Origin of the sequence: Streptomyces sp. NPDC051020, assembly GCF_040683105.1 — a bacterium.
Taxonomy (GTDB): domain Bacteria; phylum Actinomycetota; class Actinomycetes; order Streptomycetales; family Streptomycetaceae; genus Streptomyces.
The window spans coordinates 1-26,403 of the sequence record NZ_JBFBCG010000088.1 but is presented as its reverse complement, the minus strand read 5'-3'; the positions used below and the strand labels follow the sequence as shown (position 1 = coordinate 26,403).

Genomic DNA, 26,403 nt, shown 5'->3' with positions numbered 1-26,403 from the left:
AACGTCACCCGCAGCCGCCTCGGACGCCTCACCCGCCAAGGCTTCCTCACCCAGCCCGGACGGGGCCTCTACCGGAAAGGGACTTAACGACCTCTCAGAGCGTGCGCAGGCACGAAGCCAGGCGTTGCACACGCTGTCCAAGATCGGGGATCGGCAAGCGTGGCCGGCGATCACACCGGCGCTGCTGTCCGACGCCGACGACGAGGTGGCCCGGAGCGCCTGGCGGGCAGCGGTCGTGCTCGTGCCCGAAGGCGAGGAGCACGAGTTGGCCGTAGCCTTGGCGACACAGCTCGGGCGCGGCGAACGCGAGACGCAACTGAGCCTCAGCCGGGCGCTGATCGCGCTCGGGGAGGTGATGTTGCCGACACTGGGCGCCGCGACGACGGATCTCGACCCTCGCGTGCGCGCACACGCGATCGCCACGGAACGGCTGTGGCGCGACCCGGATGCCGGATTCGAGTTCGCGATCGAGGAGGCGAAGCGCATCGCAGCCCTCGGCCAGGAGGGGCGGTAGACAGTGTTGATCGGTGATGTCGCGCGACGGTCCGGGGTCAGCGCCCGCATGCTCAGGCATTACGAATCGCTCGGCCTGGTGCGGCCAACGGGTCGTACCGATTCTGGCTATCGAGTGTACTCCAGCGAGGACATCCGGCGAGTCTTCCACATCGAGAGCCTGCGGTCATTGGGGCTGCCGCTGCGCGACGTCAGGCGCGCGCTCGATGAACCCGGCTTCGCGCCCTCGGAGCTCGTCGACGACCTCATCCATCAGACGCGAGACCGCATCGCAGCGGAGACGGAGCTGCTCACGCGACTCCGTCGGATCGGTGCCGCGGAACCCACCCGCTGGGAGGACGTCCTCCAGATCGTCGCGCTCCTCCAGGCGTTGGGATCGAAGAGCGCGGGGACGCGGCAGCGCGCGGCCCTGTCCGCCGTCGAGGAAGTTCCCGTGCCGGTGGAAGCACTGGTCGAGGCCGTGCTGAGCGAGTCGGACCCGAACGTCGCCGGAGCCCTTCGCTGGGCTCTGGCGCAATCGGGCGAGAGCGGGCTGGCACTGCTGGCGGAGGGCCTCGGCTCGCCCGCGGCCGAGGTGCGGAAACGTGCCGTCCAGTCCATCGCCGAGATTCCGAACGGTGAGGCGACCGCACTGCTGCAGGACGCCCTCACCAACCCAGACATCGTGGTCCGCAGGTACGCGGCTCTGGCGCTCGGTGCACGGGGAGTAGCCGACGCGGTCCCGACGCTCATCGACATGATCGTCGAGGAGAGGAACGACGCCGACGCAGCCGATGCACTGAGCGCGCTGGCGAGCGATCCCGCGTTGGCGGATCAGATCGCTACTGGGCTCGTCGACTGCCTCGTCCACAGCGCCATTGGATCGCCTGCACGTCGACGGCTGACACAGGCGCTCGCGGACATCCCGGGGATCACGACATCACGTGCCCTCGCAGATCTGTCACATGACGAAGACCGTGCCGTTGCGCTTACTGCGACATACATTCTCAAGCTACGCAATGCACGATCGTGAATCTCTCCTGGGGTGCTGTGTGCGTGGGGCTCAGTTGTCGCTGGTCACCGCCGACAGGCCCACGGCCGGGGGCGATCGAACGGGGGGCTTTACCAGAGTCCGGGGGCGCGTTGCGGGTGCCGCGCGCCCGGGTCGTGCCGCTGTCCGCCCCACCACAGTCGTACGCGACGGCGGTCGAGCGCCACCTCACGTGCGCGGGCATCGCGAAGTCCTCCGCGTGGATCTACCGGATCTCGCTCACCACCTGGGGGTGGAGCCGCCGCCGACCGGCCCGGCCTGCATCGGCGCCAAGCCCGCGCCCTTCGCGCCGGCCGCGAGCGCTCGGCGATCTCAGATTTACGGGATCCCGCGCGAGGGACCCGCAACTGCCCGGACTGCTCACGCAATAGCCCGTCACCCCATCGGCCCGCATGACGGCAGGGCGACCCCGGCAGTACCTGATATAGCATCAGAAATGGGTATAACCCATACGCGGGCGAGACAGGACCTGCCGCCCCTGATGACTCTGCGGGGTCCCTAGCACATGTCGGACGTTGCGTACATCGGCCTCACAGTCGTGGTGTTTGTCCTCATCGGTCTGGCCGCCAAGGGGGTTGGACGCTTGTGAGCGTCGAGAACATCGTCGGCCTGATCGTTGCCGTCGGTCTGGTGATCTACCTGGTCGTCTGCCTGATCTTTCCCGAGAAGTTCTAGGGACACGCCCGGATGAACGAAACTCTCTCGGGCTGGCTCCAGGCGATCGCCCTGGTGGTGGCGCTGGCACTGTCGTTTTGCCCGTTGGGCGACTACATGGCCCGCGTCCTGACCACAGATCGCCATGGGAGGGCGGAACGCCTGATCTACCGGGTGGGTGGAGTGAACGGCGACGCCGACCAGGGCTGGCCGGTCTACCTGCGCAGTGTTCTGGCCTTCGCCGCCGTATCGGTGCTGTTCCTGTACGGGTTCCTGCGTCTGCAGAACCACTTCCTGCTCTCCCTGGGCACGAAGCCGGTCGCTGCGGGCCTGTCGTTCAACACCGCCGCGTCCTTCGTCACCAACACCAACTGGCAGGCGTACTCGGGCGAGTCGACGATGGGCCACCTGGTCCAGATGGCGGGCCTCGCCGTGCAGAACTTCACCTCCGCGGCCATGGGTATTGCCGTTGTCGCCGCGCTGATCCGTGGCTTCACCAGGAAGAAGACCGATCGTGTGGGGAATTTCTGGGTGGACCTGACCCGGATCGTCCTGCGCCTCCTGCTGCCCATCGCATTCGTCTTCGCGATTGTTCTGGTGGCCGCCGGCGTCATCCAGAATTTCCATGGCGCCCATGACATCACCACCATCGTGGGTGGCCACCAGAGCCTGACCGGCGGTCCCGTAGCCTCCCAGGAAGCCATCAAGGAACTGGGCACCAACGGGGGCGGCTTCTACAACGCGAACTCCGCCCACCCCTTCGAGAACCCCAACGCCTTCACCAACCTGATCGAGAACTATTTGATGCTGGTGATCTCGTTCTCGCTGCCGCGGACCTTCGGCGCGATGGTCGGCGACCACCGCCAGGGCTACGCGATCCTCGCCGTGATGGGAGTGATCTGGGCTGCCTTCGTCGCCGTCGCAACCGCCAATGAGCTCCACAGCGTGAGCAGCACGGCCGGGCACGCGGCCGGCGGAATGATGGAGGGCAAGGAGACACGGTTCGGAATCTGGGCCTCGGCCCTGTTCGCGGTGTCCACCACCCTCACGTCGTGCGGGGCGGTCAACTCCGCCCACGACTCGTACACGCCGGGCGGCGGGGGAATGACGATCTTCGACATGATGCTCGGCGAGATCGCACCGGGCGGTACCGGCTCCGGCCTCTACGGAATCCTGATCCTGGCGGTCGTCGCAGTCTTCGTCGCCGGGCTGATGGTCGGCCGCACGCCCGAGTACCTGGGCAAGAAACTCCGCGGCCGGGAGATGAAGTTCGCCTCGCTCTACATCCTGACCACACCCGTTCTCGTGCTCGTAGGAGCGGGCCTGGCCATGGCGTTCCCCGGCGAGCGGGCGGCCATGCTCAACCCTGGGGCACACGGTTTCTCCGAGGTTCTGTATGCCTTTACGTCCGCGGCGAACAACAACGGCTCGGCGTTCGCCGGTCTGAGCGCGAACACCGTCTGGTACAACACCACGCTCGGCGTGGTCATGCTGCTCGGCCGGTTCCTGCCGATGGTGTTCGTCCTCGCTCTCGCAGGATCGCTCGCCGGCCAACAACCCGTACCGGTCACCGCGGGCACTCTGCCCACCCACCGTCCGCAATTCGTCGGCCTGCTCACCGGCGTGATCCTCATCGTCGTGGGGCTGACCTACTTCCCGGCTCTCGCACTCGGCCCCCTCGCAGAGGGGCTGCGCTGATGTCCACAACCGTCGCTTCCGTTCCCACCCCGCCGGGTGCCGGCCCTCGGCAGGACCGGCTCCCGGGCGGGCTGCTGGATCCGCGGCAGTTGTTGAGGTCCTTCCCTGATGCCTTGCGCAAGTTGGATCCGCGCTCAATGTTCCACAACCCGGTCATGTTCGTGGTGGAGGTCGGGGCGCTTCTGACCACACTGTCGGCGATCAGAACCCCCAGCGTCTTCGCGTGGGTGATCACCGCAGGGCTGTGGCTGACGGCCGTGTTCGCCAACCTGGCCGAAGCCGTGGCCGAGGGGCGGGGCAAGGCGCAGGCGGAGACATTGCGCCGCACCAAGACCACTTTGACGGCTCGGCGCCTCACCGGTTGGCGAGCCGGCGCGACCGATGCCGCGGAGGAGGAAGTGCGGGGCGTCGACCTGCGGGTGGGTGACCACGTGGTCGTCGAAGCCGGGCAGATGATCCCGGGCGACGGCGATGTGGTGGAGGGCATCGCGAGCATCGACGAATCGGCCATCACAGGCGAGTCGGCGCCGGTGATCCGCGAGTCGGGCGGCGATCGGTCGGCGGTCACGGGCGGTACGAAGGTGCTCTCGGACCGGATCGTAGTGAAGATCACCTCGAAGCCGGGGGAGACCTTCATCGACCGGATGATCGCCCTTGTCGAGGGGGCTGCCCGCCAGAAGACGCCGAACGAGATCGCGCTGAACATCCTCCTGGCTTCCCTCACGATCGTCTTCCTGATCGCCGTGGTGACCCTGCAGCCCTTCGCCATCTTCGCGGGGGCCGAGCAGACCATTGTCATCCTCGTCGCCCTCGTCGTGGCACTGATCCCGACGACCATCGGCGCGCTGCTCTCCGCGATCGGTATCGCCGGCATGGACCGGCTCGTTCAGCGCAATGTGCTCGCGATGTCCGGACGCGCCGTGGAGGCCGCAGGCGACGTCAACACGCTCCTCCTCGACAAGACCGGAACCATCACCCTCGGCAACCGCCAGGCCGCCGAATTCCTGCCCGTGCACGGGGTGAGCGTCGACGAACTCGCGGACGCCGCCCAGTTGGCCTCCCTCGCCGACGAGACACCCGAGGGCCGCTCGATCGTCGTTCTCGCCAAGCAGCAGTACGCACTGCGCGGGCGCAGCGAGGGCGAACTGGACCAGGCCGAGTTCGTCCCGTTCACTGCGCAGAGCCGGATGAGCGGAGTCGACCTCAATGATCCACAAGAGAACCGTTCACTGCGCAAAGGCGCCGCGACCGCGGTGATGCGCTGGGTCCGTGACAACGGAGGCCATCCCACCGCCGACGTCGGCCAGATCGTCGACGGTATCTCCGCGAGCGGCGGAACCCCGCTGGTGGTCGGCATTGTCTCCCGGGGCGAGGGTACGCAGACCGCTCGCGTGCTGGGTGTCATCCACCTCAAGGACGTCGTCAAGGCAGGCATGCGTGAACGCTTCGACGAACTACGGCGCATGGGCATCAGGACCATCATGATCACTGGGGACAACCCGCTCACCGCACGCGCCATCGCTGAGGAAGCCGGCGTGGACGACTTCCTCGCGGAAGCGACACCCGAGGACAAGATGGCCCTGATCCGGCGTGAACAGGAGGGCGGGAAACTCGTCGCCATGACCGGCGACGGCACGAACGACGCCCCGGCCCTCGCCCAGGCCGACGTGGGTGTGGCGATGAACACCGGCACGTCGGCTGCGAAGGAGGCCGGGAACATGGTTGATCTCGACTCCAACCCGACGAAGCTCATCGAGATCGTCCAGATCGGCAAGCAACTCCTCATCACCAGAGGTGCGTTGACGACCTTCTCCATCGCCAACGACGTCGCGAAGTACTTCGCGATCATCCCCGCGATGTTCGCGAGCGTCTACCCGGGTCTCGACCGGCTCAACATCATGCGTCTGCACAGCCCCACGTCGGCGATCGCCTCCGCAATCGTCTTCAACGCACTCATCATCATCGCGTTGATCCCGCTGGCGCTGCGTGGCGTGCGCTACCGGCCTTCCTCCGCCTCCCAACTGCTCAGCCGCAACATCTGGATGTACGGGCTCGGCGGCCTGGTCATGCCGTTCGTCGGCATCAAACTGCTCGACCTTGTCATCCAGTTCATTCCCGGCCTGCGCTGACGAACGGCCCGACGAGACAACAAGGTGATCTCATGGCGCCCACCGCCCTTCCCGCCGCACTCCGTCACCATCTGGCGGCCCTACGGATGCTGCTCGTGTTCACTGTGATCACGGGACTCGCGTATCCCTTGCTCGTCACCGGCATCGCTCAGGCCGGCCTCTCCCACCAGGCCAATGGCTCGCTGCTCACCACGAACGGCAGACCCGTGGCCTCCAGCCTGATCGGCCAGAACTTCGCCCTGCCGAAGAAGAACCCCCGTGACCCGAACGAGGCGCTGCGCCCGGACCCCGCATGGTTCCAGCCCCGCCCGTCCGCTGATGAGTACGACCCCATGAGCTCCGGCGCTTCCAACCTCGGCCCGAACAGCACGGAACTGATCAGGGCTGTCCGGGACCGTCGCGCCGCTGTCGCCGCGCTCGACGGCGTCCCACCGGCGTCCGTCCCTGCGGACGCCGTCACCACCAGTGGCTCCGGTCTCGACCCGGCGATCTCCCCGGCGTACGCCTACGAGCAGGTCAACCGCGTCGCGAAGGCCCGTCACGTCGCCCCCGCCCGGGTAAGGAGACTGGTCATCGAGCACGTCCAGGAACGTGTGCTGGGCTTTCTGGGGGAGCGGCGCGTCAACGTCGTCGAACTCAACCACGCACTGGCCGGGCTGGGGGATTCGGCGCTCCTGGGTCTCAAGCGCGCACGTGGCTGATGGTGCCGAGTGCCGTTCCGACCTGGTTGGCCAAGGTCACCGCGACAAGGCGGGCGGCCAGCGGCGGGGCGGCCCCGGGCGCGGCCTGGAGCATGTACCTGCCGTAGAAGCGCCCGTTGTGGAAGACGCGCAGTTCCAGCTCCTCGCCCGGCAGCCCGTTGTGGTCGACGTCCCAGCGCCGGCGGCCCCAGGAGATGCCGCCGTCCTCCCTCAGACTGGGCGGGTGTCCGATGAGGGTGCCGTATTCGAAGCGGCAGCCGCTCAGGCCGAGCAGCCCCACCAGCTGCCCACGCACGTGGTCGATCACGGTGTGCGGGTCGGTGGCGGTCTCGACAAGGCGAGCGGTGTGGTGGATCTGAGCCAGGTAGTCGTCGTCGGTGATGGCGATCACCTTCAGTTCCCGGGCGCGGGCCGCAAGTTGGGAGACGACGACGCCGACGACGAGGAGCAGCACGGCAGTGGTGATGTCGGCGGACTTGGTGATCGCGAACTGTTCGTAGGGGCGGGTGAGGAAGAAGTCGAACCACACTGCCGCGGACAGCGCGGTGAGCACGCCGGCGAGGCGATGGCCCAGTGCCGCCACGCCCACCACGGCGACGACGAGCACCAGAGCCGCGTTGGTGTTGGACATGCTGGCCCGGAAAGGCACCAGCACCGCGCACACGACCGGCGGCAGAGCCACAGCCGCCACGAGCGCCACCCGGTCCCGGGAGAGGTACGGAAGCATGGGGTTCACCTCCACCTCAGTTGTAGTCACAGGTGGCGGCTCGCGCGTTCCGTTCCGTCCCGCTTTGACGCAACCTTGATTGGGTGACTACCGGCCTGTCGGCCGTGCGCGTCGCGGACAGGGTGGCCGGCAACACGGGGAGCACCAAGGGGGCGGCCCCTTGCAGTCCCGAGAAGCCGAGGGCGGTCCCGACCACCAGGGCACGCCGGCGCTCCTCCGCCGGAGCCGCCACCGCCTGCCACTGGTCCTCCCGCAGCCGTGCCGCACCCCGGGCTGGCGGACCGTTCAGCGTCTGCGCACATGCGGCGACGGGACCAGACGGACGACGGCGTTGAGTACATGGTCGATCACGTCGTGCGAGGGCTTGTCCGTGAGGTTGGTGAGCATCCGGGCCAGGGTATTGAGCAGAAACGGCGATCCCATGACGTACCGATTGAGGATCGGTTGGAAGCCCGCACGGCTGAAGACGACGTCGGCGGCCGCGTTGCCGAGACGGTAGTAGCGCCCCCAACGGCGGTTCATCTCGACAGGGTAGCTGTGCAGCACTCGCTCCCGCCCGGGGCCCGGGGGAAGGGCGAGTGCGAGCGCAGCGCTGTCGGCTGCGACTTCGCCGGCTTCCATGGCCTGGCCAATGCCCTCCCCGTTCCAGGGGCTGATCATGCCTCCGGAGTCGCCGACGAGGAGGAGCCCCCGAGTGTAGAGGGGGTGACGGTTGAAACCCAGGGGCAGCGCCGCGCTCCGGACAGGGCCCTCGGCGTTCTCCTCATGCAGCCCCCAGGCGTGAGGAGTACGGGCCAGCCATTGGTCCAACGTGGTCCGCAGGTCCGCGATTCCGTGCCGCCGGTGAGGCAGCGCACCGAGCCCCACGTTGACGCGGCCGTCTCCCATGGGAAAGATCCAACCGTATCCCGGCATGTAGTGATCGCTCCCCGGGTAGCGGAGATCGGCCCACAACTCCAGGTACTCCTCTTGAGACCGTTCTGGGCTGCGGTAATAGCGGCGGGCGGCTGTCGCGATCTGCCTGCTCTTGTCCCGCTCCAGGCCCATGGCGAGGGCCAAGCGGGCGGAGGCGCCGTCGGCGGCGATGACGATCGGTGCGTGGAAGACCACCGGCTCCTTCGCTCCGGCCGTGGCGGTGACGCCGGTGATGCGGCCCGCGCGGTCGGTCACGGGCTGGGTCACCTTCACCCCGTTGCGCAACCGTGCTCCGGCAGCAACGGCGTGGCGGGCCAGGATGTTGTCGAAGTCATGCCGGCTGCGCGAGAGCCCGAAGTCCGGGTAGCGCCCCAGGGCGGGCCAGTCGATGTGCACCTGGTGCTCACCGGCCACCCATCGCATACCGCGTGAACGCGTCCACCCCGGTGCCTTGATGTCGATGCCCATCCGGATGAGCTGGTGCACCGCTCGCGGGGTCAAGCCGTCTCCGCACACCTTTTCCCGGGGAAAGTGGGCCTTTTCCAGGAGCAGGACATCGATGCCTGCCTTGGCGAGGTGGAAGGCCGCGGACGAGCCCGCAGGCCCCGCCCCCACCACGATCACATCGGCTTCTTCGTTCGAGCCGTGGACGGAGCGGTCGGCCGACGGGGACTGCGCTGGCGTCGTTTCCCGCATAGGAAACCCCTTCCTGGGACAGCCGGTGGCGTACCGAGGACGGCAGCCCGGTACGTCATCATCGATCAGGACGAGCCGGTGCGGAACATGGCCGGATGTCCGGCGGGCTGCTTCGCCGGGGCCGTTGCGGCCGTGTGCGTGGGGCTGCGCTGTACCGACGGCGCACGTGTCCTGAGGTGACGGGTATGGGCGAGCTGTCCGGGACGCCGCTCGGGTCAGGTCGCGGGGCGCGGTGGTTCTTCCTCTTTGTGGATGGTCAGCTCGCCGTTGGCGACGTCGATCCGGAGGCGGCTGTGGGGCTGCAGGCTGCCGTCGAGCAGCATGCGGGAGAGCCGATTGTCGACCTCACGCTGGATCGTACGGCGCAACGGGCGGGCGCCGTATTCGGGCTGGTAGCCGCGTTGGGCGAGCCATTCGACGGCGTCCAGGGTGACCTCCACGGTGACGTCCTGGGCGCGGAGCCGGCGCCTGGAGTCGTCCAGCAGCATGTTGGTGATCTGTCGTAGCTGCTGGTCGGCGAGTTGGCGGAAGATCACGATCTCGTCGATGCGGTTGAGGAACTCCGGCCGGAAGTGTTCGCGCAGTGGGCGCAGCACCCGCTCGCGGCGAGCCTGCTCGTCGGTGTCCGCGGAGCCGGCGCCGAAGCCCATCGCGCCGCCGCGACCAGTGATGGCCTGCGAACCGAGGTTGCTGGTCATGACGATGACGGTGTTCTTGAAGTCGATGGTGCGGCCCTGGGAGTCGGTGAGCCGCCCGTCGTCGAGCACCTGCAGCAGGATGTTGAAGACGTCGGGGTGCGCCTTCTCGATCTCGTCCAGGAGCAGCAGCGAGTAGGGGTTCCTGCGTACCGCTTCGGTGAACTGTCCGGCCTCCTCGTGGCCGACGTAGCCGGGGGGAGCGCCGACCAGGCGGCTGACGGTGTGCCGTTCCTGGTACTCGCTCATGTCGAGGCGGATCATCCGGTCCTCGCTGCCGAAGAGTGCCTCCGCGAGCGCGCGGGCGAGTTCGGTCTTGCCGACGCCGGTGGGACCGAGGAAGAGGAAGCTCCCGATCGGGCGACCGGGGTCGGCCAGGCCGGCTCGCGAGCGCAGGACGGCGTCGGCGACGGCGGTCACCGCTTCGTCCTGCCCGATGACGCGCTGGTGCAGATGTTGCTCCAGGTTCAGCAGTCGGTCCCGCTCCTCCTGGGTGAGGCTGCTGACGGGAATTCCGGTCCGGCGGGACACGATGTCGGCGATGTCTTCGACGCTGACCTCGGCGACATGGCTGCGCGGCTGCGGCGCGTGGTTTGCCTGGTCGATCCGCTGTTCGAGGTCGGCGAGCCGGTCGCGAAGCTCGGTCGCCCGCTCGTACTGCTCGGCGGCGACGGCCTGGTCCTTGTCCCGTGTGAGTTGCTCCACTTCGCGTTCCAGGGCGCGGATGTCGGTGCCGCGGGTGGAGGAGCGCAGCCGGACCCGGGCGCCGGCCTGGTCCATGAGGTCGATCGCCTTGTCGGGCAGATGGAAGTCGGTGAGGTAGCGGTCGGACAGCTCGACGGCGGCGAGCAGCGCCTCATCGGTGTAGCGAACCTGGTGATGGGCTTCGTAGCGGTCCTGGAGACCGCGGAGGATCTCGACGGCGTCCGCCGAGCTGGGCTCGGGCACCAGAACCGGCTGGAACCTGCGGGCAAGCCCGGCGTCCTTCTCGATGTAGCGGCGGTACTCCTCGAGCGTGCTGGCCCCCACGACATGGAGGTCGCCGCGGGCAAGGGCGGGCTTGAGCATATTGCTCGCGTCCATCGGGCCGCCTTCGGAGCCGCCGCCCGCCCCGACGACGGTGTGCAGCTCGTCGATGAAGACGATCAGCTCGCCCGAGTGGGCGCGGATTTCCTCGATGAGGCCGTTGAGCCGTTCCTCGAAGTCCCCACGGAAGCGGGTACCGGCAACGACTCCTGAGAGGTCGAGCTGGATGACACGCCGATCGAGCAGGATGTCCGGCACGTCGCTGTCCGCGATGCGCTGGGCCAGTCCCTCGACAATGGCGGTCTTGCCCACTCCGGCTTCGCCGATCATGACGGGATTGTTCTTGCCTCGACGGGCGAGGATCTCAATGGTCTGCTCGATCTCCTCGTCACGGCCGATGACCGGGTCAATACGGCCCTCCCGGGCCAGGTCGGTGAGGTCGCGGCCGAACTTGTCCAGGTTGGGGGTGTTCCGCTCGCCGGGGCCGGTACGCTGGCCGGCGCTGCCGGGCACGGGCCCGTGGCCGTCCCGGGCGCCGGGGGGCGGCGAGAAGTGCGCGGCGTTGAGCATTTGCCCCGCTGTGGAGTCGCGGTTGGCGGCGAGTGCCGCCAGCACGTGTTCCGGGCCGATGTAGGAGGCCCCGGTGGAGCGCGCGATCTCATGGGCGTCGAGCAGAGCGCGCTTGACCGCCGGCGTGACGGCGATGAAGTGGCTTCGTGGCCCTTCCCCGGCCTGCCGGTCGATCTCGGCGGCGAGCGCGTCGGGATCGGCGCCCGCTCGCGAGACCAGGCGACGAGTCGGCTCGGTGGTGAGCGCGGCCCGCAGGAGGTGCTCCGTGTCGAGGTCGGTACTCCCGTGCCGGGCGGCATAGGACGCTGCGACGGTGACGAGCTGCCGTGCGGGACCGCTCAACATACGGCTGAAGTCGATACGCCGCGGGTCGGGCGGCTCCCCATCCTGTCCGGTGCCGAGAAAGTGCGAGAGGAAGTCTCCGAGGGGGTCCGGACCGTGGTCTTCTGGACCCTGTTGGCCGTCGGTCATGGCTATCCGTCCCCGTGGCCCGGCCGGACCGGGTCACGCTGTCTCAGTACACGTGCAGCCGTGTTGACGCAGTCCCGCAAGTCCGGCGTGACCACAGACAGCCACAACCCCACTTGCACTAATTTAGACGATATGGGCGCTACGTGTCGGTACGCGTGACCAGGGGGGAGCGGGGCCGCGGCGGTGCACGCCGCGCATTGATCCGCTATTCCCGGCGCACGGGAGGGCCGGTGTCTGCCGGGACAGTCCCCGGGCTGGCCGGCCTCTACGCCGCGCCCACCCGCAACGCCGAGGCGTCCATGGGTGGCGGAAGCGCGGGACCTTTACCAATAGCGCACGTGTTCGATTTTGGGTAGGCTGCAGGTATGGCATCGCACCAGCTCCAGGGGTCTCTGTTCGATCAGAGCGACGAGGCGTTTCTATGCCCACTGGACGGCCTCCGCCGAACAGGGCTCGGCGACGGCGCCTGGATCGACCTCCTGCCGGGCTGGCTGAGTGGCGCCGACTCTCTGTTCGAACAGCTGGCCACGGACGTTCCCTGGAAGGCCGAGCGACGGCAGATGTACGAGCGGGTCGTGGACGTCCCGCGCCTGCTCGCCTTCTACCGCGCCGGCGAAGCGCTGCCGCACCCCGTCCTCGACGAGGCGCGGCAGGCACTCTCCACGCACTACGCTGCCGAGCTCGGTGAACCCTTCACAACAGCCGGCCTGTGTTACTACCGCGACGGGCACGACAGCGTGGCCTGGCACGGAGACCGCATCGGCAGGGGCGCCCGCGAGGACACGATGGTCGCCATCCTCTCCGTGGGAGCGCCCCGCGACCTGCTGCTGCGCCCGCGCCGCGGCGGCGATGTCGTCCGGCGGCCGCTCGGACACGGCGACCTGATCGTGATGGGCGGTTCCTGCCAGCGGACCTGGGAGCACGCCGTCCCCAAGACCTCGCGGGCCGCGGGAGGGCGCATCAGCATCCAGTTTCGGCCGCACGGGGTGCAGTGACCGCTCCCGGCCAAGGGTGCGTACGCTTCCGCCCCCACCTCGGTTCCACCGCTGCGTAGGTGACGCCGCGGTCCGCCAGAGTCTCGGCGACGACACCCGGACGTGCCGTCAGGGCAGCTGGATGCCGTCATCGTGGGGCTGGTGCGGAGAAGTGCCGGGTAGCCGCCCCGGACCGCAGGTCAGTGATCCAGTGCACCGTCGACGCGCGATACGGTGGCGACGACCTCGGAAATGACCTGTCTGTGCGTCAGATGTAGTCCTCCAGACGTGCCACCGTGAAGCCCTGTTCCTGGATGTGGCGCAGCATGTTCGCCGTCATCTCGGTCATCGAGTGTCCCTTGAGCTCTTCGGGGCCACGGAAGTGGGCCAGGATGATGTCGCCGGGGTGGAGTTTCTTGTCGGCACGCTGGTATCGCATGTTGGTGATCTGCATGGACTCGCGCCAGAGCACGATCGCCTCGACTCCGCACTGTCCCGCGGCGCTGCGAGTGCTCTCGTTCCAGTTGCCGTAGGGCGGTCGCAGCAGACGCGGGACGGTTCCGTACTCCTTGCCGAGCCTGGTCTGCTGGCCGCAGATCTCCTCGCGCTGCGCGGCCGCGCTCTCGGTGGGCAGGTTGGGGTGGGTCAGAGTGTGGTTCTGAATCGGGTTCCCGAGTTGCTGCAGCGGCTTGAAGTAGCCGTAGTCGGCGCTGATGGCCGAGTCGGTCAGGAACATCGTGAAGGGGACCTTCAGTTCGCGCATCATTTTCACGAACCCGGGGTCTTTCTCGGCGCCGTCGTCGAAGGTGATGAAGACGATTTTGTCTTTGGTGGGTATGTCACTGATGACCGGCACCGGTTCGCCCGCCCGGCGTTTTACCGGCTTGACCTTCGGCGGGGCGGGCGGTGCGGCGAGAGGCTTGAGGCCCCAGGTGCGGAAGGCCGCGGCGTCGTGCGCGGTGCCTGCGACGGGCGCTGTGTCTTCCGCCCGGGGGGACGCCGCCGGCGCGCGAACGGAGCTCGAAGCGGCAGGCTCTGCCGCCTGGGAGCCTGCCGAGCAGCCCGATATGAGCAGGATGCCGGTGAACGCCAGTCCCGCGATTTTCTTGTCCACTTGAGAACCTCAAGTCCCGTACATATCTTCTATGGCCTCCTGCTTGACGGAAGAATCGGCCGCGGCGTTCCCGCAGGTCGGTGTGAGGTGAAAGGGGGTTCAGTGGGTCGGCGGACGAAGATCGGGACAGTGTCCGGGACGTGAGTCCCGCTGACGGACCTCCAGCGGCTCGAAGCGCCATCGGTGGACCGGCGGGCGATCAAGTCGGCTGCGGGCCAGGGAGTTCGGGCAGTTCGGCGTGGGCCACCTCCCGCCAGGTGATGACGAGGACCCGGGTCTGCCTGGCACGGAAGGTCAAGGGCCGGCTCAACCTCGAACAGCGCCACGGCCGCACACCCGCCGACGTCGTCGCCCGCGTCATGCAGCGCATGCTCACGCCGACCACCGCCAGCGGGCACAACGACCGGGCTGGACAGCCCGTCCTGCGCTCACTGACCGCCTACGGCACATACCCTTGAAATCGATCATCTAGGCCCTTCGTGCGCCCCGGGCTGCTGCAGTCGGGACGCGAGCTCCCCGGGCAGGGCGTCCCGGTTGGCCGGCGTGAGGTGGACGACATCGATGTCGGTACGTCGCTTGAGGGCGTCGGTGAACGGGTCACGGTGTGCGTGGACCGTAGCGACGACGTCGACCTCTGCCGCGAACAGCGCCTCGACCGCGTCGCGGAACGCCGTGCACGCCAGTTCCATCCGGCCCAGCTCGTCGATGAGCACCAGTCGGCCTGGCGCCTCGTCGGTCGCCGCCGGCCGCAGCGACGGCAGCGCCAGTCGTTCCATGACGTCCAGGTCGACCCCGTACTTCCCCACTCTCGGCGGACCGGGCAGGTCGACATGGGCGAGCACCTGCCGTCGACCCGCCAGGGTCTCCAGGGCGAAACCGACGCGGGCGCCGGACTGCCTGATCTCCTGCGTGGTGAAGCCGGTGGCTGCGCGGGTGGGCAGCAGCGCAGCCAGTCGGCGCAGGGCGGTTGTCTTGCCCACGCCAGGGCGGGCCTCGAGCAGGATCCTTGTCGGCACACAGCCATCCTCACCCCGCCTGGTGGAGGCGGGCCGGTCGGGCTCGGCCGAACGGGGGCTTTGCGGTGGCGGACCGGTGGCGGTGCCGTCCTTGCGGGTATGGCGGCGCGCATGAGCGGAATTGAACTCAGCAGCACCGCGTTCGACGACCATACGGTGATCCCCCGTCGGTACAGCGGGGAGGGAGAGAACATCTCGCCGCCCCTGACCTGGTCGGGGGTGCCCCACGAGGCCACGGAGCTGGTGCTCCTGTGCGAGGACCCGGACGCGCCGGGGACGACCTTTCTGCACTGGCTGGTGACCGGCATCGATCCGGGGACCACCGGGGCGGCGGAGGGGCAGAAGCCCCAGGGCGGCCTGCCGTGGCCCAACGGCTTCGGGCGCATGGGCTGGGGAGGGCCGATGCCGCCCCCGGGGCACGGGCCGCACCGTTACTTCTTCCGCCTGTACGCCCTGTCCGAGCCGCTGCCGCTGCACGGACACCCGGGTGCCGAGGACGTGCACCGTGCCCTGAAGGGCCGGGAGCTGGCCTCCGGCACCCTGGTCGGGACCTATCAGCGCTGAGCGCATCAGCCGGTGCTCCGGGCAGCAGAGCGCGTCGGCGTCAGGACGGGGTACTCGCGTCGGTGTACCGCAGCAGGGCGCCCACGCCCTCGTACAGCCTCAGCGCACTCTCCGGTACGACGACCAGCTCGGCACCGGTGCCGACGAGGGCCCGGACGAGGGCCTCGTCGGCGCGCTCCTCGCGCGGGGCCCGCACACCGAAGGACACCAGCTCCGCCTCGGTCAGAGCGAGCTGGGCGGGCCGGGAGCCGACCCAGAGCCGCAGCGAGGAGTCGGGCGGCCGGTTCAGCAGCAGCACCGCGACCTGACCCCGCTGGAGGGCGGCGACGGTGGCGGCCAGCCCCTCCGTCAGGGGCCCGTCCAGGGCACGCCGGCTGATGAAGATATCCACGAGTTCCCAGTCGTGCGCGGCCATGCGGCCGCGGAAGACGCCGTCGAGCTGTGGCTCCAGCAGGGCGCGTCCGGTGTCGGTGGGGGTGGGGCCGCCCACGCGCACGACCTTGTCCCGCAAGGTGTGCGGCAGACGGCGGATCAGTACGTTGCACGCCCACTCGTCCCCGCCCACGACGACGGCGTCGGTATGAGCGCGCCGCGCCCGCTCGTCCAGCCGGTGGCCGAGCCGGACGGAGGCGCGGTGCCAGGTCGCCACCGCGACCCTGCGGTGCAGCCGCTCACCAGGAGTGACGGTGGACGCGGGCCAGGTGCCGGTCTCCGCCTCGAGCGTCACCCAGCCGTGGGTGGCGGCGGTCGGAAGGCCGCCGTAGTGGACGACCACGGCCATGTAGGGGATCTCTGGCACGTGCTGGGTGACCAGGGGCATCGCGTCCGGCAGGGTGCTGTAGCGCGCGGAGTCGTGCTCGGGCGGGCTCGGAAGCTCCCCGTCCAGGACGAGCGTGCCGTGGGCGGCGAAGACGGCCTGCCCGTGCACCCCCGGCACCTCTGTGTCGGCGCCGACGACCTCCTCCAGCGCGTTCAGCAGAGACCGGTCCGCGCCCTGACGGGACAGGCTCTCGCGCAGTCGCCGCCAGCGCAGCGCGATCGCCCGCTCGGGATGGTCGACGTCTCGGGAGGTGTCCAGGTACACGGAGACGTACGGGCCCGGCTCCGCGTAGAGGGGCTCAAGGAACGACAGCCTCATCGCCACTCCTCGTCGATGGTCTCCACACCTTCGATGATGCGCCCGCCGCCGCTCCCCAGCGGCCCACCTCGCCGAATGCCGCCCGGAGGTCGTCGCCACCCTGCTGCGCAGCACGCAGCAACCGGTCAGCGCGATCGCTCGCGAGGTCGGCTACACCTCCGAAGCCGCCTTCAGCAGGCGCTTCGGTACTCCTCCGGCGCAGTGGCGTCGCGCATCTTGATCTTGTCCAGCACCACCCGACCGATGGCCGTCGCGTCCTGGCCAGTCGGCACGACGCCACCAGCAGCGACCAGCCCTTCCGCTCGTGCGAACTGCTCCGGCGCTCCTTCGGCACCAGACAAGCGCCGATCCGCTCCGGATCGCCGTGCGAGCACCAGATGTCGCCGTCGACGCAGCGGTGCCCGGGCTGGCCAAGGGTGGGGACGAGGCCGTGAATGGCGGGCGAGCCCTCGGCGGGTGGCCGGGGCGGGAGACGGCGACCATCTGCTTGGCCGGGCTGCACGTCGCGGGCATCTTCCCCCGACTTCAGGGGGACAACCTCGAGAGATCCCTGGGGATCGACATCGAAGGGGGAAACAGGGGCAGGTGCCGCGCTGCCGCGCGGGGAACTGAACTGTGCCACCAGTGTCCGGAACCAGCCGCAACAACATGAACGTACAGGTAAGTTGTGGCCGTCGTTTGATCGTTTGTGGGGCTTGGAGGTCTTCATGAGTGAGCAGCAGCCGTCCGTCAGTCGGCTCGCCAGGCCGATGTCGGAACCGATCGACACAACCAGGCCGCACTCCGCCCGCTTCTGGAACTATTTCGTCGGCGGCAACGACAACTACGAGGTCGACCGTGAGATCGGCGACCAGATCAAAGAGTTCTTCCCGGGCCTTGTTGACGTAGCGGTAGCGGGACGGCAGTTCCTGCGCCGCTCGGTGAGTCACCTGGTGGAGGATCAGGGTGTCCGGCAGTTCCTGGACATCGGGACCGGCCTGCCCACTGCGGACAACACACACCAGGTGGCTCAGGGCATCGCCCCCGAGTCACGCATCGTGTACGTGGACAACGACCCGCTCGTCCTCGCGCACGCTCGTGCCCTGCTCACCAGCTCACCCGAGGGAGCCACCGACTACATCGATGCCGACTTCTACGAGCCGGACGCCATCCTTGCCGAGGCCGCGAAGACACTCGACTTCGACCGGCCTGTGGCCCTGATGCTGCTCGGCATACTCGGTCACGCGGGCGACTTCTCGCGGGCGCGAGAGGTGGTGGGCCGGCTGATGGCGGGCCTGCCGTCCGGCAGCCACCTCGTGGTGTACGACGGCACGCGTACCAGCGAGGGCATGATCGCCGCAGAGAAGGCATACATCGAGAGCGGCGCAGTGCCTTATTACGTCCGCGAGCCGAGCGAGATCGTCACTCTCTTCGACGGGCTGCGAATCCTCGACCCGGGCTTTGTCCGGCTCAGCGAGTGGCGGCCCGACGCCGAGAGCGCGACCGTTTCCGCCGACGTCGATGCCTTTGGTGGAATCGGCGTCAAGGAGTGACTCGGCGCGGGCACTGTCGTCGACTGATCAGAGCCGGGGAGAAGGCCATATGACAGAGTACGAGTCCAGTGCGCACCTGATCGACACCACCAGGCTGCACCCCGTCCGGGTGTACGACTGATTTCTGGGCGGGAAGGACAAATACTCCGTCGGCGAGGAGCTCGGCAACCGGATTGCCGCCCTGTCGCCGGAAACGAAGCGCATGGCGCGCCACCATCGGTGTGCCGCTGCACGGTTGACGCATATCGAAGAGAAACCGAGGGCCGTCCGAACCGTCCGGGCGGCCCTCCGGCCTGTCCGGAGGAGCAGGGTCGGACGGGCCACCGCGGCCGCGCCCGCCACGCCGGTCGTGCGCCAGCCCGCCAACTGCTGTTCGGCGGATCGCCACCCTGTCCACATCGCGTCGGTCTTTCGCAGCCCGGCGGGCTCTGTAACACTCCAGTCGCATTCGCCCCCACAACTCCTCACCCCACAGAGGTCCTCATCCATGGCTGAGCTCGACCGACGTCGCTTCATGCAACTCGCCGGAGGCGCAGCCGCCTTCACCATGCTGTCGAACAGCATCGCCCGCGCTGCCTCCCTCCCGGCGAAGGGCGCCACTGGCACCCTCGAGGACGTCGAGCACATCGTCGTGCTGATGCAGGAGAACCGCTCGTTCGACCACTACTTCGGCACACTGAGGGGTGTACGCGGCTTCGGTGACCCACGTCCGGTGACATTGCCCAGCGGTAAACCGGTGTGGCACCAGTCGTCCGGAACCAAGGACGTGCTGCCGTTCCGGCCGACGGCCGACAACCTCGGACTCCAGTTCATCCAGGACCTCAACCACGACTGGGCGGGCGGCCACCGGGCGTTCAACAAGGGCGCGTACGACACGTGGGTGCCCGCCAAGTCGGCGACGACGATGGCCTACCTCACCCGCGAGGACATACCGTTCCACTACGCCCTCGCCGACGCGTTCACCGTCTGCGACGCATACCACTGCTCCTTCATCGGCTCAACGGATCCGAACCGCTACTACATGTGGACGGGATACACCGGCAACGACGGCACCGGCGGCGGCCCCGTGCTCGGGAACGAAGAAGCGGGGTACGGGTGGACGACCTACCCCGAACGGCTGGAGCAGGCCGGGGTGTCCTGGAAGATCTACCAGGACATCGGTGACGGGCTCGATGCCGCAGGGTCCTGGGGATGGATCAGCGACGCGTACCGGGGGAACTACGGCGACAACTCGCTGCTGTACTTCAACAATTACCGAAAGGCCAAGCCCGGCGACCCGCTTTACGACAAGGCTCGCACCGGCACTGACGCCAAGAACGGCGACGGGCTCTTCGACAGGCTGAGGGCCGATGTGAAGGCCGGGGTCCTTCCGAAGATCTCCTGGATCGCCGCCCCGGAAGCCTTCACTGAGCATCCCAACTGGCCTGCGAATTACGGTGCCTGGTACATCGCGCAGGTACTGGACGCGCTGACGTCCAACCCGGAGGTATGGGGCAGCACAGCCCTGTTCATCACGTACGACGAGAACGACGGATTCTTCGATCACATCGTGCCGCCGTACCCGCCGTCCGGGGCCGCGCAGGGGCTGTCCACCGTGGCGACATCCGCCGACTGGTTTGCGGGCAACATCAGATACGCCGCTGGCCCGTACGGTCTGGGGCAGCGCGTTCCGATGCTGATCGTCTCGCCGTGGAGCACCGGAGGGTTCTCGTGCTCCGAGGTCTTCGACCACACCTCGATCATCCGGTTCATGGAGCGACGCTTCGGGGTGAGGGAACCGAACATCTCGCCCTGGCGACGCGCCATCTGCGGTGACCTTACCTCCGCGTTCGACTTCCGCCGTACGGATACCGCCCCCGTCGCCCTCCCCTCCACCGACGGGTACGTGCCGCCGGACCGCAACCGGCATCCCGACTACGTGCCCGTGCCGCCCGCCGTCGGTAGCGTTCCCAGACAGGAACCGGGTTCCCGGCCCACCCGGCCGCTGCTGTACGCGCCGTTCGTGGACGGTTCGGCGAATCCGGCGACCGGAAAGTACACCCTGACCTTCAGCGGCGGTGCCGCGGCCGGGGCGCAGTTCCTGGTGACGTCCGCGAACCGTACCGACGGACCGTGGACATACACCGCCGAGGCCGGAAAGTCGCTCTTCGACACCTGGAACACGGCCTATTCGAACGGAGTGACCAACCTCAGCGTGTACGGTCCGAACGGATTCCTTCGTACCTTCAAGGGACCCGGCAAAGCGGCAGGGCCCGAGGTGACCGCCCGCCACAACGCCACCAATGGGAATCTCGACCTGACGATGACTCATACTGGTTCTGGAGACGCTCATGTGACGCTGAGCGACGCCTACAGCGGTTCTGTCCAGACGTTCACGGTGCGGGCGGGCGCGACCGTGAACCACTCGGTGGACCTACGGGGGAGCAGCCGCTGGTACGACATCTCGGTGGTCTCCGACACGGATTCCACGTTCCTGCGCCGCTTTGCCGGACACGTCGAGACGGGCGAGGCGGGTACGAGCGATCCGGCCCTGATGGCAGGCTGAAGAGGGCGTGCCGGCGCGGCCTGTTCGCCACATCGCGTGAATTCGTGCGCTCCAGGGGGCGGTAGGGCTCGCCGGGCGAGCTCGTGCTCGCTGCCCGGCGAGCCGACCAGAGGTGGACGCCCGCTTCAGCGGGCTGTCGCCCAGGTGCGGTCCGCCCAGTCGGCGAAGCCGGTCCAGCGGATCTCCGGGTGAGCATCGTGGAGTGCGGGGATGTCGACGCGGTAGCCGGGGCCATTCAGGAACGTCCACATCGCATGCATGTCCGGATTGCCGATGGCCGTCAGTGGTACGCGCTCATGGCGGACTTCCCGTCCCAGCACGGCACCGAGCGCAGCCGCCATCTGCGCCGGAGTGGGGGCGTCGGAGGCCAGTTCGATACGCCGCCCGACATACGGAGCAGGATTGAGCAGCACTTCCGCCGCGAACGCGCCGAGGTCGGGGCGGGCGAGCTGCTGCAACGGCCGATCGGGCGGCAGCGGCAGATCGAGAACACCGTCGAGGATGCGTTCCGCTCCGCCGAGTGCGTTGTCGAAGAAGTACGTCGGTCCCAGGATCGTGTACGGCACATCACCCGCGGTCAGTTCCGCCTCGATGCGCGCCTTGCTCTCGAAGTGCGGTACGCCGCTGTCCTGGTCAGCCCCGGCGACCGAGCTGAACACGAGATGCGGGACGCGCTCCTGCGCCGCGGCGGAGAGGATGGCACGCCCCTGGCCCACCTCCGCCTCGACACCGGCCTCGAAGGGTGTGGTGAACGCGAAGACACCGGCCACCCCCTGCATGGCCGCGGCGAGCGACCCGGGTTCGCTCAGGGACCCCGCCACCACGTCGACGTCTCGGTCGGCCAGTTTCCGCGCGGCACTGCGGCCGGGGTCGCGGACCAGCGCCCTGATCCGGGCCCCGCGGGCCAGCAGCGCGTCGATCACGGCCCTGCCCTGTCCACCGGTTGCCGCAAGCACCAATACCGGTTCATCAGCCATCGAAGAACTCCTCTCCCAGTAGAGGGCACCGGATCTGTAGCCGCCCCCAGCGGTCATCATCCGTGCCGGGCGAAGGTGCACGGCGCCGACGCGCGGGAGAAGGGCACTGGAGGGCACGTCCCGGTGCGCGGACAGTCATGACGGTCGTGCACCCGGCGCCCAGCGTTCCCCACCGCACACGATGGCCGGAAGAAGAGGGACCCATGCAGTTCGGCATCTTCACGGTCGAAGTGGGCCAGGCCCAGGGCCTGCTTCATTCCGCGGTAGTCGTGCTCAATGCGTCAACGTGGTTTCGCGGCACCGCCAAGCTGCTCCTGGCGTCATCGCCCCCGGTCCCGCTCGGCTGTTACAAGACAGCGACAAAGACCCGATGAACGTCTGCCTCCGCTGTGTCGTCGTTTCTAGTGACTACGCCAATCGGCACGTAGGTGCCCTTTGGTGCGAAAGGCTGTTCTCACCATAGAAAGGGGCAGATCTATGATGGTCTCGAAGCGGCGCTCCCTGCGCACAGCTGTCGTCGGTGTCCTCGGCGCGGCTTCCCTCGCCCTCGCGGGCACCGCGATGGCAGCAACCCCGGCCGCACACACCGCAACCCCGGTTGCCGTCCCCCAGAAGACCGTGCCCGCCGGGGCCGGCATCACGGCCAAGCCGTCGGTGTCCTCCGTCCGTGCCTGGCAGCTGTTCCGGGTCACGGGCCAGACCACCGGTCTCAAGGCAGGCAGCAAGGTGATCCTTCAGCAGGAGCAGCACGGCAAGTGGGTCAGCCTGCCCGCGTCCACGAGCATCTCGCGGGACGGCTCCTACTCGCTCGGCGTCAAACTCGGACTGAAGGGCAAGAACGACCTGCGCATCGTGAGTGGCGCCACGGCGTCGTCGGCCTTCGACGTGACGGTCCGCTGAGAACCGCTCCCACCGCGGCAGAGGTGCGCTGCACGCACGGTGCCGCGCGCCCGCGGTCGCTGTTGTGGGGTCTTCGTGGGTGAAGGCCGCGCGGAAGTTTTCCGGAGCGCGCGGGGAACGTGACGAAGCCCTTCCCCCGTCGGGAGAAGGGCTTCGTGAGCGAGCGCTGGGCAGGCCTTGCACCTGCATTTCCCCGCAGGAAGCGGGGCGCCTTTCCTTGGACCACCAACGCAGCGTCAGTCGCCGTGAGTTGCGGCGAACTTCCAAGATCAATCATAGCGCATGCCGGCGTCAGTCGGCCCTTGCCATCACGGAGGCGGTTGAGCGGCAGACCTGCCTGCCCCGCCGAGGTCGAGGTTCGCACCGTCCCGGGCCGCGGGGAAGGCGACCTCGTGATGGGCGTGCTCCCCTCGGCACAGCGCGGCGCGTGGGCGGCCGAATCCCTCCTGAACCTCCGAGAGGCACACCCGTACCCACCGCCCAGCGCGGCACCGAGGCCCCACGAGGGACCGGTGTCCTCAGCTGAGGTCGGGGATGCGTTCGTCACCCGCCACAGGGCTCCGGGTTGGCGATGAAGCCGGCCATGCAACGTCGTCAATCGCGAGCCACGGCGCGACGGCCACGGCCGTGGGCGTAAGCCCGGTGAACGATTTGACCTCGCGGTGGAGGTGGGGTTGGTCGACGTAGCCGCTCTCGGCGGCAACGCCGGCGGCGTTGTGACCCGCGGCGAGAAGGTGGGCGGCGTGGTCGAACCGCACCAGTCGGGCGGCCCGTTTGGGTGTGATGCCGAGCTGTGATCGGAAGCGGGCCGACAGGCGCTTGCGGCTCCAGCCGACCTCGTCCGCCAGGCGGTCGACCCGCACCCGCCCCCGGCGGCTGAGCGTCCGCCGCCAGGTGTAGGCGACCTCCGGATCGACGCGGGGTTGGGGACCCAGCCTCCGGCCGAGGATGTCCACCGCGATCGTGAATCGTTCGTCCCACGAGTCGGCGGCGCGCAGCCTGTCCTCGGCTCGCTCGGCGTCGCAGCCCCAGACATCATCAAGGGATACCACCGTCCCGCTGAGCTCGGTCGATGCACCGAGCACCGCAGCCGCCACAACCGGCTCCAGTCGAATCTGGAGGCACTCACCCACCCGGCCACCTGCCCGAAGATCGCCGGGGAGAAGTCCGACGACGACACTGCCGCGCCCGTGCCGGTCATGCGTGTCGTAGACGAGGCCTTCTCCCTCGCTCAGGTCGACGAGAAGGGTGACAGAGGGGTGCGCGACCATGGCGATGTCCACGGGTACGGGGGCACATTGGCGGAACCCGGCCATGCTGATCCCCGGCAGGCGAACTGACGGGCGCGGGATTGCGACGTCCACGCCCGTCCAGTCGGGTGGTACCCCCGTCGACAACACCTGACCAGTCTAGTGCCGCGACCGGCACTTGGTCTCAGGGATGCACGGGCGGGGTGTCAGCGCCCGTTGCCGTGAAGTCCAGCAGCAGTTCGCTGGTCCTCTCAGGCTCTTCGAACATGGCCATGTGCCCGACGCCGGGCAGCAGCTCGACTCGCGCGTTCGGCACCGCGTCGTACTGATGCGCCGACGACGGTTTCCAGCGAGGGTCCGCAGTGCCGAAGATCACCAGCAGTGGCACTTCGAGGGCGGTGAGGCGCTCGGGCACGCTCCGCTCGGCGATGTAGGCGCCGTTGCAGCGCAGCACCGTCCTGGTCGTGCGGTACGTGATGCGCCGCAAGTCGGCGACCAAGTCGTCCGGGACATCCACCGGGCGAGCGGCCGTCACGCTGATCCCCCTGCGGATCATCGCGTCCGAACGCCTCGCCCACAGGAGCGGGCCGAGAGGCGGGGCCAACAGGACCCGAAGGAGGAATGGCTGCGGAAGGAGTGCATCGGGACTCGGGCCGGAGCTGATCAGCGCGAGCGATCTCACCAGGTCGGGGCGCTGTTCGGCAAGCGCGGTGGCGACGTAGCCGCCGCTGGAGTGCCCGACCACGGCGGCGGGGTGGAGGCCGAGGTCGTCGAGCACTGCCGCCACCCGGCCCGCCTGCACGGGCACGTCGTACGACGGCGCGGGCGGGGACTGGCCGCAGCCCGGGAGGTCGACCCGGATGACGTGATGGTGGCTGGCGAGTGTCGGGACCAGCGGGCTCCAAGTGGCGCCCGAGGCCGCTGATCCGTGGATGAGCAACAGCGGGGGCGCCTGCCGCGGGCCGTCGTGGACCACGTGCATCCCATGCGAGTGCTCAATGTCGTATTCACCCATGCGGGGATGATGCATGGGCTGCCGACGGTCGGTCTTGTACGTATGTCGTCGTGGAGTTGACGACCGCCGGACTCCGCTTCAGCGAACGCTCGCAAGCCGGACCTCTCTCCACAGTCCTGCCCGACGATCGAGTTCCAGCATTGGGGCGGTCGTCGACACCGCCCGAGGCCGGAATCAATGACTCTCGTCGGCAAACCACGAGCGTCCGTACGCGCCCTGGGCGGTAGACCGACAAGCAGCCGGGGACTGGGCCGCCTACGCGGCTGATGTCAGCGAAGGGGCGAGCGACTGAGCACTTCACCGCAAGGCGCGGCTCGACGCCGGACTTCCTGCGGAGGACGGGACTAACGATGGGGAGTGCCGGTTGAGCTGCACCAATCTCGCCTACACCGACTCCTGAATCTCGCCTATACCGACTCCTGCGCGATCACGACGTGCGCGAGAGCCGTGTCGAGGATGCGGCGTAGGTGGGCTGGTGTGGGTGCGACGGCGGTGGCCAGCAGCGCTGGCCCGTAGGCGAGAGGGGCGAGGACGGCGCATCCCTCCTCTGGGTCGTCACCGATGAGAAACGGCTTCTGGTCTGCAGCTAGCTGGGGGTGCACGACGAGGAGTTGTCCGGCCGTGTGGTGCCCGCCCAGGACTGCCGGGCCGTCCCATGCCGGCGCGGGGCCACCGTAGGCGGTGTGCTGGTCAAGGAGCAGTCGGCCGTCGCGCCGCACTGTCAGGCGGGTGGAGAGATGACCGGGGGGCTCCGCTGCGCGGCCGAGGAGCTGTTCCTCCCGCAACAGCAGGCGGGAGGTGGAGGTGAGTTCCACGGTGTAGGACTGGTGCAGGGTGCTGCCTCGGGTGCTGATCAACGGCTCTGGCAGCCAGTTCAGGGATGCGTTCTCGCCGACGGTGAGCCGGACGTCGTAGGTTGCGGGGGCGGTGGTGGAGCCGCGCAGGGCGATGGTGGCGGCTGCCGTGGTCACCTCCAGTTCGGCTCGCGCTTCGGCCGCGATGTCGAGTGCGAGGCGGTCCCCGCCGAGCGGTGCGCTCATGGCCCCGATCACGCTGACCCGCGCCTGCCCGTCGCGGGTTCGCAGCCGGCGCAGGTGGAAGGGACCGTCGCTGTGCAGGAGCGGGAGCGTCGTGGCGCGGCCGTTGTGGGCGGCTCGGATACGGGCCGTGGCGCGGACGCCGGTGGGGTGAGGGCCGGTCGGCTGGGTGCAGGGCGTGTGCGCCTGAACCGCACAGGGCGCTTCGTCCGGGAGTTGCGTGGTGCCGGTCACGCGGCGGCCCCGGCACGCCACGCGGTAAGACACCCGGTGACCCAGTCGGCGACCGGACGGATCCCGTCGGTCGAGGCGAGGCTGGTGAATGCGACCGGCAGAGCGCCGCGCTGCTTCTTCGCGTCGGCCGCCATGATGTCCAGGTCAGCTCCGACATACGGCGCGAGGTCGGTTTTGTTGACCACGAGGACTCTGCTGCCCAATTCGTTCAGGCGGAGAGTCGGTAGTTGAGTCGTTCGAGCCGGCTGTGGCGGGTGCGGTCGAGGGGGCCGGTGGTCCAGT

At 68.6% G+C, this 26,403-nt stretch carries 22 protein-coding genes and 3 pseudogenes; 14 read left to right on the top strand and 11 right to left on the bottom strand.

The features are described from left to right. From AB0N06_RS32155 to kdpC, 6 genes and pseudogenes are all read left to right on the top strand, one after another. A pseudogene (locus tag AB0N06_RS32155) lies at nt 1-514 on the top strand (hypothetical protein); the annotation flags it as partial. Nucleotides 515-517: 3 nt separating this feature from the next. Further along, nucleotides 518-1,525 (top strand): MerR family transcriptional regulator, encoded by a 1,008-nt coding sequence (locus tag AB0N06_RS32150; protein WP_366138225.1) that lies wholly within the window; start codon nt 518-520, stop codon nt 1,523-1,525. Nucleotides 1,526-2,128: 603 nt separating this feature from the next. Further along, complete coding sequence (kdpF, locus tag AB0N06_RS32145) at nt 2,129-2,218, top strand: K(+)-transporting ATPase subunit F (RefSeq protein ID WP_366138224.1); 90 nt, start codon at nt 2,129-2,131, stop codon at nt 2,216-2,218. Between the two features lie 12 nt (nt 2,219-2,230). Continuing rightward, nucleotides 2,231-3,895, top strand: coding sequence for a potassium-transporting ATPase subunit KdpA (gene kdpA, locus AB0N06_RS32140; RefSeq protein ID WP_366138223.1), 1,665 nt, complete (start codon nt 2,231-2,233; stop codon nt 3,893-3,895). After that, nucleotides 3,895-6,024 carry a potassium-transporting ATPase subunit KdpB gene (gene kdpB, locus AB0N06_RS32135; RefSeq protein ID WP_366138222.1) on the top strand — a complete coding sequence of 710 codons (2,130 nt, stop codon included), beginning with the start codon at nt 3,895-3,897 and terminating at the stop codon, nt 6,022-6,024. The genes kdpA and kdpB overlap by 1 nt, the downstream gene beginning before the upstream one ends. 32 nt (nt 6,025-6,056) lie before the next feature. Then, nucleotides 6,057-6,725, top strand: a complete 669-nt coding sequence (gene kdpC, locus AB0N06_RS32130; RefSeq protein ID WP_366138221.1) for a potassium-transporting ATPase subunit KdpC — start codon at nt 6,057-6,059, stop codon at nt 6,723-6,725. On the opposite strand, the gene AB0N06_RS32125 is transcribed toward kdpC, so the two are convergent. The 3 genes from AB0N06_RS32125 to AB0N06_RS32115 form a co-directional block, all read right to left on the bottom strand. After that, nucleotides 6,706-7,452: a DUF4118 domain-containing protein gene (locus tag AB0N06_RS32125; protein ID WP_366138220.1), complete on the bottom strand. Its 747-nt coding sequence runs from the start codon at nt 7,450-7,452 to the stop codon at nt 6,706-6,708. The genes kdpC and AB0N06_RS32125 overlap by 20 nt on opposite strands. Before the next feature lie 285 nt (nt 7,453-7,737). Further along, the gene (locus AB0N06_RS32120) at nt 7,738-9,063 is read right to left on the bottom strand and encodes a geranylgeranyl reductase family protein (protein ID WP_366138219.1); all 1,326 of its coding nucleotides are present in this window, start codon (nt 9,061-9,063) and stop codon (nt 7,738-7,740) included. A gap of 215 nt (nt 9,064-9,278) precedes the next feature. Next, the gene (locus AB0N06_RS32115; RefSeq protein ID WP_366138218.1) at nt 9,279-11,825 is read right to left on the bottom strand and encodes an ATP-dependent Clp protease ATP-binding subunit; all 2,547 of its coding nucleotides are present in this window, start codon (nt 11,823-11,825) and stop codon (nt 9,279-9,281) included. Between the two features lie 365 nt (nt 11,826-12,190). On the opposite strand from AB0N06_RS32115, the gene AB0N06_RS32110 reads away from it, so the two are divergent. Then, on the top strand, nt 12,191-12,820 hold the full coding sequence (locus AB0N06_RS32110; protein WP_366138217.1) for an alpha-ketoglutarate-dependent dioxygenase AlkB: 630 nt from the start codon (nt 12,191-12,193) through the stop codon (nt 12,818-12,820). 247 nt (nt 12,821-13,067) lie between these two features. Here AB0N06_RS32110 and AB0N06_RS32105 read toward each other — a convergent pair whose 3' ends face one another. After that, nucleotides 13,068-13,913 carry a polysaccharide deacetylase family protein gene (locus AB0N06_RS32105; protein WP_366138216.1) on the bottom strand — a complete coding sequence of 282 codons (846 nt, stop codon included), beginning with the start codon at nt 13,911-13,913 and terminating at the stop codon, nt 13,068-13,070. A 260-nt stretch (nt 13,914-14,173) separates the two neighbouring features. Here AB0N06_RS32105 and AB0N06_RS32100 point away from each other — a divergent pair, with 260 nt between their 5' ends. Then, nucleotides 14,174-14,371 (top strand): hypothetical protein, encoded by a 198-nt coding sequence (locus AB0N06_RS32100; RefSeq protein WP_366138215.1) that lies wholly within the window; start codon nt 14,174-14,176, stop codon nt 14,369-14,371. Between the two features lie 6 nt (nt 14,372-14,377). On the opposite strand, the gene AB0N06_RS32095 is transcribed toward AB0N06_RS32100, so the two are convergent. Further along, the gene (locus AB0N06_RS32095; protein WP_366138214.1) at nt 14,378-14,929 is read right to left on the bottom strand and encodes a nucleoside-triphosphatase; all 552 of its coding nucleotides are present in this window, start codon (nt 14,927-14,929) and stop codon (nt 14,378-14,380) included. A 111-nt stretch (nt 14,930-15,040) separates the two neighbouring features. Between AB0N06_RS32095 and AB0N06_RS32090 the strand changes: the two genes are divergently transcribed. Beyond that, entirely contained in the window at nt 15,041-15,493 is a 453-nt protein-coding gene (locus AB0N06_RS32090) for a YbhB/YbcL family Raf kinase inhibitor-like protein (protein WP_366138213.1), read from the top strand. A 40-nt stretch (nt 15,494-15,533) separates the two neighbouring features. On the opposite strand, the gene AB0N06_RS32085 is transcribed toward AB0N06_RS32090, so the two are convergent. Further along, entirely contained in the window at nt 15,534-16,631 is a 1,098-nt protein-coding gene (locus AB0N06_RS32085; protein ID WP_366138212.1) for a hypothetical protein, read from the bottom strand. A 100-nt stretch (nt 16,632-16,731) separates the two neighbouring features. On the opposite strand from AB0N06_RS32085, the pseudogene AB0N06_RS32080 reads away from it, so the two are divergent. The 3 genes and pseudogenes from AB0N06_RS32080 to AB0N06_RS32070 form a co-directional block, all read left to right on the top strand. Beyond that, nucleotides 16,732-16,782, top strand: a pseudogene (locus AB0N06_RS32080) (hypothetical protein); the annotation flags it as partial. A gap of 556 nt (nt 16,783-17,338) precedes the next feature. After that, nucleotides 17,339-18,163, top strand: coding sequence for an SAM-dependent methyltransferase (locus AB0N06_RS32075; protein WP_366138211.1), 825 nt, complete (start codon nt 17,339-17,341; stop codon nt 18,161-18,163). 487 nt (nt 18,164-18,650) lie between these two features. Continuing rightward, nucleotides 18,651-20,708, top strand: coding sequence for a phosphocholine-specific phospholipase C (locus AB0N06_RS32070; protein WP_366138210.1), 2,058 nt, complete (start codon nt 18,651-18,653; stop codon nt 20,706-20,708). Nucleotides 20,709-20,833: 125 nt separating this feature from the next. Here AB0N06_RS32070 and AB0N06_RS32065 read toward each other — a convergent pair whose 3' ends face one another. Beyond that, the gene (locus AB0N06_RS32065) at nt 20,834-21,685 is read right to left on the bottom strand and encodes an NmrA/HSCARG family protein (RefSeq protein WP_366138209.1); all 852 of its coding nucleotides are present in this window, start codon (nt 21,683-21,685) and stop codon (nt 20,834-20,836) included. Between the two features lie 203 nt (nt 21,686-21,888). Here AB0N06_RS32065 and AB0N06_RS32060 point away from each other — a divergent pair, with 203 nt between their 5' ends. Further along, complete coding sequence (locus AB0N06_RS32060) at nt 21,889-22,059, top strand: hypothetical protein (protein WP_366138226.1); 171 nt, start codon at nt 21,889-21,891, stop codon at nt 22,057-22,059. A 103-nt stretch (nt 22,060-22,162) separates the two neighbouring features. After that, complete coding sequence (locus tag AB0N06_RS32055; protein WP_366138208.1) at nt 22,163-22,585, top strand: hypothetical protein; 423 nt, start codon at nt 22,163-22,165, stop codon at nt 22,583-22,585. 518 nt (nt 22,586-23,103) lie between these two features. On the opposite strand, the gene AB0N06_RS32050 is transcribed toward AB0N06_RS32055, so the two are convergent. The 4 genes and pseudogenes from AB0N06_RS32050 to AB0N06_RS32035 all read right to left on the bottom strand — a co-directional run. Next, the gene (locus tag AB0N06_RS32050) at nt 23,104-23,901 is read right to left on the bottom strand and encodes a helix-turn-helix domain-containing protein (RefSeq protein WP_366138207.1); all 798 of its coding nucleotides are present in this window, start codon (nt 23,899-23,901) and stop codon (nt 23,104-23,106) included. A 118-nt stretch (nt 23,902-24,019) separates the two neighbouring features. After that, nucleotides 24,020-24,850, bottom strand: coding sequence for an alpha/beta hydrolase (locus tag AB0N06_RS32045; protein ID WP_366138206.1), 831 nt, complete (start codon nt 24,848-24,850; stop codon nt 24,020-24,022). Between the two features lie 407 nt (nt 24,851-25,257). Then, nucleotides 25,258-26,121 carry an urease accessory protein UreD gene (locus AB0N06_RS32040; protein ID WP_366138205.1) on the bottom strand — a complete coding sequence of 288 codons (864 nt, stop codon included), beginning with the start codon at nt 26,119-26,121 and terminating at the stop codon, nt 25,258-25,260. Continuing rightward, a pseudogene (locus AB0N06_RS32035) lies at nt 26,118-26,318 on the bottom strand (urease accessory protein UreG); the annotation flags it as partial. The gene AB0N06_RS32040 and the pseudogene AB0N06_RS32035, both read right to left, overlap by 4 nt. Between the last annotated feature and the right edge of the window lie 85 nt (nt 26,319-26,403).